The sequence below is a fragment of the Thermoplasmatales archaeon genome (assembly GCA_014361245.1).
Classification (GTDB): Archaea; Thermoplasmatota; E2; order UBA202; family JdFR-43; genus JACIWB01.
Map to the genome: position 1 here is coordinate 1 of JACIWB010000059.1, position 6177 is coordinate 6177.

A 6177-nucleotide genomic window follows, 5' to 3' on the forward strand; every position below is an offset into this window, starting at 1 on the left:
GAGTCCATCTCCGGGCTCCCTCTCTCAAGGCCCGTACCCGTCGTAGGCTAGTGAGGCAGTTACCCTCACTACTACCTGATAGGCCGCAGACTCATCCTCGGGCTCCTTTCGGAATTTCAACCATGGAGCATTCCAGCATCCATGGTTTATGGGGGTTTATTCCCAGTTTCCCGGGGTTATCCCCCTCCCGAGGGCAGATTATCCACGTGTTACTGAGCAGTCCGCCAGTGGCAGAGCCACTTGGACTCGCATGGCTTAGCCGGACTCCGATAGCAGTGGCCTCCGGCAGGATCAACCGGTGTTGGCAAGGCTTTTTCTATCGAGCTTTGCTTTGGCTAATGTTTCTATGTATCAGATTCAAGATAACCTACCCTACTACGGGTAGTTTTCTTGAATCCTCATCAATTTAGACCCAAACGGAATCAACCCCTTCACAAATCAGGGGTCTGGCCGGGTGTTCGGGTCTCTAACCAATAATAGAAAAGGTATTTATAAAAATTTTGGTCAAGAATTCAGGAAAGGGAAGTTGAGCCAACAAGAATTTTAAGAAGTTAAATAAAGGATTGCACAGGCTTTTTTGAAAATTTGCTATATTTTAAAAAATAGTAGAGAAGATATCCCTATTCAATACAAGAAATAAGAATAAAACAATTCTCATCTTTTTCCTTAATCTTTCACAGCCATTTTCTAGATATCTATTTCTAATTGAGTATAATAAGAGAAGCCAGCAATTTCTCGTCTCTGTATGATAAACCTGAATTAAAATCTATTTAATTTCCTTAACGATATTCTTCTCCTGAGCTTTTTATAAAAATTTTACTTTAGGAAATACTGCGAATTCAAAAGGTATAGATATCATATAAAACCTATCTTTTGATGTTGTTTTTTCAATTTCATATAGCTATGTCATAAGAAAAAAATAAATCTTTGAAAATATTTCCTACTATGAATTTAAAAGTTTTTCTGGCTATTTCAATAATTCTTCTTCCTTCTATTTTGCCTGCGGAAGCAGATGAAATATATGAGAAAATAAATGAGGAGATGCTTGAATATTATCTTAAAAAAATTTGTGAATTTGGGGTTCGCTATACTGGAAGAAGTGCATGTGCTGATGCGGAGGAATGGGTTTATAATGAATTTTTATCAATGGGGCTTGAGGTGGAGAAATTTAAATGGGAAATGGGAGGATTTGAAGATAATAATGTAATTGCCACCCTCCGCGGCGATGAATATTCAGTAATCATAGGGGCGCATATTGATACCACCGAAACCTCGCCCGGCGCCGATGACGATGGCTCAGGCGTTGCTGGGGTGCTGGCGATTGCAAGGGTTATGAGCAACCATAGATTTATGCACACAATTCATTTTGTTGTTTATAGTGGGGAAGAAGTGGGGGCGTATGGAAGCTATCTGCATGCGAAATATTCATATGAGAAGGGAGAGAAAATAATAGCTGTAATCAATGTTGATATGATAGGTTATGCAAACACAAGCAAGGGTGGAAATTATATAAGATGTTTTACTCCAGAAAGGGGGAGATGGATTGCGGATTTGGCTAGTGATGTTGCCGAAAATTATGAGAAAATAGGGATAGGGGTTGAAATTGTTCCAAATTATCCTGGTGCGGATCATCAGGCATATGTAGATTATGGTTATGATGGCGTTTTCTTTGCTCATTATGATGGTTATCCATACGGGCACTCGCCTGAGGATAGTATAGATAAAATAAATTTTACATATCTGACAAAGGCAACAAAATTTTTGGCATGCCTTTTGGAAGAAGTTGCGAGCAAGAAAATCAGCAATTATGTTTCGATAAGGGAACCGAGGGAGGGATATTTTTATGTTTTTGGAAGAGCACTTTTTCCAGTAATGGCTAAAAACTGGTTTTCGAGGGCGAGAGGACTAACAATTGCAATAGGAAGAGTAAATATAGTTGCTGAAACAGATGGAAATGTTGAAAAAGTAATATTTGCTGTTGATGAAAGGATGTGGTACTGGGATTATTCTCCTCCTTATGAATGGAAATTAAATGTTCTTTTAGTCGGAAAACATGAAATAGAAGTATATGCTTATGGTGAAGAAATTTCAAGAGATGAAATGGATATAATCATATTTTCTCCCTATATAAGGTGATAGAATTAGAGTTTATAGGCTTATATTTATGTTTGCGAAATGTAATCCAAGGACTTCTACCCTGGATATTTGATGCAAACGCTACAGAATGCACAATCATTCAACTAAAGTAATTCTCACAATTTGAAGGATAATGAAAGAAAATAAGTAAAAAGAAATAAAGTTAAATAGGCAAAAAATCCGCAATCAAATAGCATTTTTCCAAAAAATTTTTATTCTATAAATCACTTATCAGCAATGGATGAGCTTAGAAAAGTTCTTGATTATATACCCTGTTCAGTATGCGAAAAGGAGATTAGCAAGGAGGAAAGAAAATATTTATGCACAGTTTGCTCTCGCTTAAATAGAGTTGTGTCTGTTGAGAAAATATCCCCTGCATGGAAAGTTGAGAAAAATAAGATTGTTCCATTGTATGGAAGCTCAAAAGAATTTAAGCCAAAAATAAGAGTAATTGAAAAAGAAATTATTCCAAATGAAGAATATGAAATTCTTGAAGTGGAGGAGCCATTTAGATATGGAGAATATACCCTATATACCAAATCGGTAAAACTAAGAGGGGGAGAAAGGAAAATATATTTTTTCAGCAAGAAAAAGGAGGAGTACGCAAAACCATCTCCACTGCCTGATGGTTATAAAGTGAAAATAAATAAAAAAGGTCTTCCATTTCTTAAAAAACAATAATGTTTGAATTCAATCTGCCAAAGGAAAAGATAGCGCAGTTTCCGAAATTACCAAGAGATGAATGCAGGCTTTTAGTTGTTAAAAAAGATAAAATAGAACACAGAATTTTTAAGGATATAGTTAATTATATAGAAAAAGGAGATGTAATTGTTTTAAATGATTCAAGAGTTATAAGGGCAAAATTGCAGGGGAAAAAAGAAAGCGGAGGTAAGCTTGAAATTCTTGTTGTTAAAAAAGTTCCGCAAGGTTATGAATGCCTTGTAAAGGGAAGAGTTTCTGAAGGAAAAAAAATTTACATCAATGGAAGGGAATGCAAGGTGATTGAAAAAAGGAATGGAAGATGTGTAATTGATTTAAAAATGAGTATTGAAGAAATAAACAGAATTGGAAAAACTCCACTGCCTCCATATATAAAAAGCAAGGTTGATGAAAATCTATACCAAACAGTGTTTGCAAAAGAAGATGGCTCAATAGCTGCGCCAACCGCAGGCCTGCATTTCACCAAAGAGCTGATTAAAAAAATTGAGGAAAAAGGAGCAAGAATTTGCTATATCACGCTTCATTCGAGCATTTCAACTTTCATGAATGTGGTTGAGGAAGAATACTATTCAGTAAGCAGTCAATCAGCCGAAATTATAAATAATGCTTCTCGTGTTTTTGCAGTTGGAACAACAACAATGAAAGCACTTGAAAGCTCATCAAAAAATGGGGTTGTTTATCCATCTTCTGGCTGGAGCAATTTAATAATAGAAGATGGTTATGTATTCCGCTCGCCGGTTCGCTATTTTATAACAAATTTTCATATGCCCAATTCTCCACCCCTCAAGCTAACATCTGCTTTTTGCGGAAAGGAAAGATTGAAGAAAGCATATGAAGAAGCGCTATTACTTGATTATCGTTTCTTAAGCTTTGGAGATGCGATGTTAATATGTTCAGAATAGTTGAAGAAAGCGGAAATGCAAGAAATGGCTTAATAAAAGTTGGAAACAATACTTTGAAAACGCCCGCCTTCCTGCCTGTTGCAACGAAAGGGGCGATAAAAACTTTGACACCAGAGGAAGCAAAAAAAGCGGGATGTAAGGCAATAATTGTTAATTCTCTTCATATCTACAGAAGAGCTTTTGAAACAGTTTGCAGGCAGGGAATTCATTCATTTATGGGATGGAAAGGAATAATATTTACTGATAGCGGGGGTTTTCAATCAATTAAAAAGTTTCCCGCCCGTGCGATAGATGAAGGAATAATTTTCAGTATGCCAGATGGCTCAAAGGAAATTTTCACGCCGGAGAAATGCATAGATGTGCAGAGAAAAATTGGAAGTGATTTTATTTTTATGCTCGATGACTGCCCTTCATATCCATATAGCAGGAAGAGGGTTGAAAAATCTGTTGAAAGAACAATTTCATGGGCTAAGAGAAGCACTGGTGAAAATGTTTTTTCAATTGTTCAGGGAGGAATATACGATGATTTAAGGGAGAGATGTGCAAAAGAGCTTGCAAAAATGAGTTTTTATGGTTATGCCATAGGTGGGCTTTGCATAGGTGAGGAAAAAAAGGATATGATAAGAACAGTTGAGGTTACAACCCGTTTTCTTCCATATGATAAACCACGCCATTTAATGGGGGTGGGTTCAACTGAGGAGATAGAAATATGTGTTAGATATGGAATAGATATATTTGATAGTGCTTTCCCAACAAGAAATGCAAGGCATGGAACAATTTTTACAAGCAAAGGAAAAATAGGCCTTGGAAAGAAAAAAATTAAAGGTGATGCAATTGATGAAGATTGCAACTGTTATACATGCAGCAATTTCTCTCTTGATTATCTTAACTATTTATTTATGGAGAATGAAATGCTTGCTCAAAGACTTGCAACCATCCATAATATATATTTTATGAACAGATTCATGGAAAATTTAAGAGAAAAAATAAAAGAGGGAAAGATTTAATTATAGCTTGTATACAATATCTCCTTCTCTAACTCTGTCAATAACTTTTATTCCTATATCATCGCCTGGTTTCGCCTCGCTTATTTTTTGCCTGTTTATCTCCATTGATTCAACAATCTGCTCAAAATCTGTTGTTTGACCTTTTATTTTTATTCTATCTCCTACTTTTAAACTCCCACTCTTTATCTTTATCGCTGCAACTCCTATCTTAGAAAAGAAGTGCTCAACAACACCAATTTCTTCCATGAATTGAAATAAATAAAGGTTAAAAAACTTTTTCAATTTCTAAAGAAAAATCCTTGCTTCTTACAGAATGAGTTATGCAGCCGAGAGAAATTATATCTGCAAATGAATAATTTACAATATTTTCAGGATTTATACCTCCAGATACCTCTACCTTTGTTTCAGGATTTATTTCTTTAATCTTTTTCATCGCAATTTTTCCCTTAACTGGAGGCATATTATCAAGCATTATTATATCTACTCCTTCTTCAGCTGCAATTATTGCCTCATCCACATTACTTACTTCCACCTCTACTTTCATCCCGCTTTTCTTCGCTTTTTTAACCGCTTCCCTTAAAGGAATGCAGGCAAGATGATTGTCCTTTATAAGAATTCCATCATAAAGTCCCATCCTGTGGGGCTCGCCCCCGCCTATCTTGACCGCCTTCTTTTCATATTTCCTGAAGCCCGGCGTTGTTTTTCTTGTTGCAGAAATTATTACTTTTGGATTTTTCTTCCTGCACATCTCTACAAGTTCTCTTGTAATTGTTGCAATTCCACTCATCCTGCATATGAAATTTAAAGCAAGCCTCTCGCCCGCAAGAATATTTTTTATCTTTCCCTTTATTTCAATTATTTTTTCATTGCATCTTACATTTTCACCATCTTCCTTTAAAGCTTTTGCATCGCAATTTAGTCTTTTGAAAACTTCAATTGCTTCTTCAATTCCAGCAACAACACATTTTTCATTTGCCTTTATATATGCTGTTCCTTCTTCGTCCTTGAGCAGTATGTTTGATGTTATATCTCCCTCTTCGCCCAAATCTTCCTTCAGGAATATGTCTATATCATCCACACTGCTAATAGAAAGGATATTTATAAATTTCTTTCCTCCAGATTTCCCGAAAATTTCGTGATATTTATAAACATGTTTTCATTTTCCATTTAAGGGGATGGAAAATGAAATGCCCATATTGGGGATGTGAAGATGTTGTAAAGGCGGGTAAAAGATACAATAAGCATGTTGTAAAGCAGATTTATAAATGCAATGGATGCAAAAGAAGGTTTGTTGAAAGAGATGGATTTGAAAAAATGATGTACCCAAAAGAAATAATTTTGAAAGTTCTCCATTTATATGCAGAAGGATTATCTCTGTCCAAAATAAGGGATTATATATGGCAACATGAAGG

At 35.7% G+C, this 6177-nt stretch carries 7 protein-coding genes and 1 rRNA gene; 5 read left to right on the plus strand and 3 right to left on the minus strand.

All coding sequences use genetic code 11. The features are described from left to right. Window positions 1–306: ribosomal RNA gene (locus tag H5T45_07045) — 16S ribosomal RNA — on the minus strand; the annotation flags it as partial. Window positions 307–945: 639 nt separating this feature from the next. Here H5T45_07045 and H5T45_07050 point away from each other — a divergent pair. The 4 genes from H5T45_07050 (at window position 946) to tgt (ending at window position 4765) form a co-directional block, all read left to right on the plus strand. After that, window positions 946–2136 carry a Zn-dependent exopeptidase M28 gene (locus tag H5T45_07050; GenBank protein ID MBC7129463.1) on the plus strand — a complete coding sequence of 397 codons (1191 nt, stop codon included), beginning with the start codon at window positions 946–948 and terminating at the stop codon, window positions 2134–2136. A 237-nt stretch (window positions 2137–2373) separates the two neighbouring features. Then, window positions 2374–2817, plus strand: coding sequence for a hypothetical protein (locus H5T45_07055; protein MBC7129464.1), 444 nt, complete (start codon window positions 2374–2376; stop codon window positions 2815–2817). After that, window positions 2817–3758, plus strand: a complete 942-nt coding sequence (gene queA, locus H5T45_07060; protein ID MBC7129465.1) for a tRNA preQ1(34) S-adenosylmethionine ribosyltransferase-isomerase QueA — start codon at window positions 2817–2819, stop codon at window positions 3756–3758. The genes H5T45_07055 and queA overlap by 1 nt, the downstream gene beginning before the upstream one ends. Then, the gene (gene tgt, locus H5T45_07065) at window positions 3746–4765 is read left to right on the plus strand and encodes a tRNA guanosine(34) transglycosylase Tgt (protein MBC7129466.1); all 1020 of its coding nucleotides are present in this window, start codon (window positions 3746–3748) and stop codon (window positions 4763–4765) included. Before queA ends, tgt begins: the two co-directional genes overlap by 13 nt. Here the strand turns inward: tgt and H5T45_07070 are convergent, their stop codons facing one another. Next, window positions 4766–5011, minus strand: a complete 246-nt coding sequence (locus H5T45_07070; protein MBC7129467.1) for a translation elongation factor-like protein — start codon at window positions 5009–5011, stop codon at window positions 4766–4768. Window positions 5012–5030: 19 nt separating this feature from the next. Further along, window positions 5031–5861: a carboxylating nicotinate-nucleotide diphosphorylase gene (nadC, locus tag H5T45_07075; protein ID MBC7129468.1), complete on the minus strand. Its 831-nt coding sequence runs from the start codon at window positions 5859–5861 to the stop codon at window positions 5031–5033. An 86-nt stretch (window positions 5862–5947) separates the two neighbouring features. Between nadC and H5T45_07080 the strand changes: the two genes are divergently transcribed. Then, the coding region (locus H5T45_07080) for an IS1 family transposase (GenBank protein ID MBC7129469.1) at window positions 5948–6177 on the plus strand (230 nt) is incomplete at its 3' end.

What these genes read in the sequence shown, in the direction of transcription:
- tgt (MBC7129466.1), top strand. Translation starts at nt 3,746, where the DNA reads ATGTTCAGAATAGTTGAAGAAAGCGGAAATGCAAGAAATGGCTTAATA.
- H5T45_07070 (MBC7129467.1), bottom strand. Translation starts at nt 5,011, where the DNA reads ATGGAAGAAATTGGTGTTGTTGAGCACTTCTTTTCTAAGATAGGAGTT.
- queA (MBC7129465.1), top strand. Translation starts at nt 2,817, where the DNA reads ATGTTTGAATTCAATCTGCCAAAGGAAAAGATAGCGCAGTTTCCGAAA.
- H5T45_07050 (MBC7129463.1), top strand. Translation starts at nt 946, where the DNA reads ATGAATTTAAAAGTTTTTCTGGCTATTTCAATAATTCTTCTTCCTTCT.
- H5T45_07055 (MBC7129464.1), top strand. Translation starts at nt 2,374, where the DNA reads ATGGATGAGCTTAGAAAAGTTCTTGATTATATACCCTGTTCAGTATGC.